General features: G+C 61.4%; 2 protein-coding genes and 1 pseudogene. All 3 read left to right on the forward strand.

The window, feature by feature from the left end; translation table 11 throughout:
* The coding region (locus AC0L2Z_RS35090) for a thiazole synthase (protein WP_473630603.1) at positions 1 to 651 on the forward strand (651 nt) is incomplete at its 5' end.
* On the forward strand, positions 648 to 1,253 hold the full coding sequence (locus AC0L2Z_RS35095) for a thiamine phosphate synthase (protein WP_473518808.1): 606 nt from the start codon (positions 648 to 650) through the stop codon (positions 1,251 to 1,253). The genes AC0L2Z_RS35090 and AC0L2Z_RS35095, both read left to right, overlap by 4 nt.
* Positions 1,244 to 1,998, forward strand: a pseudogene (locus AC0L2Z_RS35100) (hydroxymethylpyrimidine/phosphomethylpyrimidine kinase). The gene AC0L2Z_RS35095 and the pseudogene AC0L2Z_RS35100 overlap by 10 nt, the downstream one beginning before the upstream one ends.
* Positions 1,999 to 2,916: the final 918 nt, after the last annotated feature.

A 2,916-nucleotide genomic window follows, 5' to 3' on the forward strand; every position in this document is an offset into this window, starting at 1 on the left:
TTGCGCCGCGAAATGGCCGGCGGCAAGGGTGGCGAGAAATTCTGGTCGCTTATCCAATCGCTGCGGCTGCATGTCCTACCCAACACCGCCGGTTGTCACTCCGTCAAGGAAGCCGTCACGACCGCAAATATGGCGCGCGAGGTCTTCGGCACGAGCTGGATCAAGCTCGAAGTGATCGGCAACCACGACACGCTGCAACCGGATGTGTTCGGCCTGGTCGAAGCCGCCCGCATGCTGTGCGAGGATGGATTTTCGGTATTCCCCTATACCACCGACGACCTTGTTGTCGCCGAGCGGCTGCTGGAGGCGGGCTGCAACGTCTTGATGCCGTGGTGCGCACCGATCGGTTCCGCCCTCGGACCGATCAACATAACTGCGCTGCGCTCGATGCGCGGACATTTCCTCGGCGTCCCGCTGATTGTGGACGCTGGCCTCGGGCGGCCGTCGCATGCGGCGACCGTCATGGAACTCGGCTTTGACGCCGTGCTCCTGAACACCGCTGTCGCCAAGGCGGCCGACCCCGTCGGCATGGCACGAGCATTCGGCAAGGCGGTCGAAGCCGGCCGTGAAGCTTTCTGCTCGGGAATCCTCGAACCGCGCGAGGTTGCCGAACCATCGACGCCGACCATCGGCAGGGCAGTTTCTTCATGAAGCTCGATCCCTTCTACCTGATCGTCGACAGCGCTGCCTGGATAGAACGGTTGGCGCCGATCGGCGTCAAGCAGGTTCAGCTTCGCATCAAAAGCATGAATGAGACCAGGTTGCGCGCCGAGATCCGCAAGTCGAATGCCTTGTGTGCCCAACACAAATGCCAGCTCGTCGTCAACGATCATTGGCGCCTGGCAATCGAGGAAGGCTGCGATTTCGTGCATCTCGGCCAGGAGGATCTGCAAACCGCCAACCTCTCGAGGATACGGGCAGCCGGCGTCAGGCTCGGATTGAGCACGCATGATCATGTCGAGCTGGAAACGGCCATGTTTGCGGAGCCCGACTATATTGCGCTCGGTCCGATCTATCCCACCATCTTGAAGACGATGAAGTGGACGCCGCAAGGGCCAGAGCGGCTCGGTGAATGGAAGCGCCGGATCGCGCCGACACCCCTGGTCGCGATCGGCGGCCTCAATCCCAACCGGCTCGAGGATGTATTCGGTGCCGGTGCGGACAGCGCCGCCGTGGCGACCGACATTACATTGAATCCCGATCCGGAAGCGCGAACACGCGAGTGGATCGAAAAGACAAAGCCATGGCGCTGAGGCGCGAACCCCATGTGGTTGTCGTCGGCGGATCGGATTCCAGCGGGGGTGCTGGAATAGCACGAGACATCGAGACGATCTCTGCCATTGGCGTGCGCACCTGTCTTGCTGTCACCGCGCTGACGGTGCAAACGCACGACGCCGTCATGGAAATCAATCGTTCGCCACCAAGCCTGGTGGCCGATCAGATCAACGCCGCGCTGCAGGCCAAGGAAGTGGCGGCAATCAAGATCGGCATGCTCGGAACAGCCGAGACCATCCTTACCGTTGCGGCGGTGCTGCCGCGAAAATTGGCAAGTGCCGGCAGTACTCGACCCTGTGCTGGCCTCCACTTCAGGCCGCGCGCTTCTGGAAGCAGGCCTCTATCGATGCCATGAAGCGCGATCTGATGCCACTTTGCTGCATTGTCACGCCCAACCTCCCTGAACTGGCGCTCCTTATTGGCTCCGAACTGGCAGTGGATGAGGACGGAGCGCTCCAACAAGGACAAAGACTGCTGGCCGCCGGTGCTCAAGCCCTGCTGATTAAGGGTGGGCATGCGTCGGGACCCCGATCGACCGATATTCTGTTACGCTCCGGTCATGAACCCATCCCCTTCGATGCACCGCGCCTTGCCGCACCTATGCGCGGAACAGGTTGCGTGCTGGCCAGCGCGATTGCGGCGCATCTGGCGAAGGCGAAGCCGCTCGAAGACAGCGTGCGCGAAGGCAAGCTGTTTGTTTTCGAGAGGCTTCGGCACGATTGATCTTGCCGGTGATGACTACGGCCTGGGCGTTGAGAACGTCGAGCGTGGTGCGCTGGCCGACATCGCTGCTCGACGACGCCATTCAAGGCAAGTCGGGCTGCGGTGTACGTGGTCCATGCTGCAGTCACTTGCTGACGGACCAGAGCGCGGCCGACTCCTCGTCGGGGCGCCGCTGAGGTTGTTATTGTCCTTACCGCCGGTATCGGTCCGGGCCTGATTGAGCGATTCCTTGTTCCGTCGTACAAGCGCCGAAGTGCGGCCACCCGAATAGATCGGTATGATCAATGTCGCGCCGATGCTGGCTGAGTTAGTCGTGCCGTCCTGCTGGCTGGCGATAGGCGAGGTGTTGCGACAGGCGCTCGAGACGCCAGCTGAAGTGGAAAGCTGTGGCAGCAGCGCACCTTCGGGCGATTCACCCAAAACGCTGCCGCGTCGACCAGATGCTCCGAGGCGAGGATGGCGGGGTGCTCGCTTGATGCGGTCACGATTGCCGCATCGAGACTTGGCGGCAACAGCTTCGACACGGGGCGGCCCTGAGCTGCTTGAGGAGGCGAACGCTTCAATAGCAAGCGCGCCGAAGTGAGGCATCCTCAGCAGTACACCGCGGATTGCGCGTGAATGCATCCAAAACGTGAATGTTCTTAATTGAAGCAATCGATTTCTCTAGTCGACGGATGATGAATATGAAGGCGTCACGAGGCCGAGGATGCGATCTGGGATACCCAGGGCAATCGGTGGTCGTGGAGGCAACGACCACGTATTCGGCGCAGATAGCTCGGACCATCTACCCGGTGAGAATGGCCGCTACAAACCGCATACCGTCGGTGAGGACAATGACAAGCTCAGCGGCGGCCCCGACGAGGATGTCGTCTATGCGCCGACGTGAAGCCCTGCGCGATGCTCTGGTCGTATGCCGAG

This window comes from Mesorhizobium sp. WSM4850, from assembly GCF_055811735.1.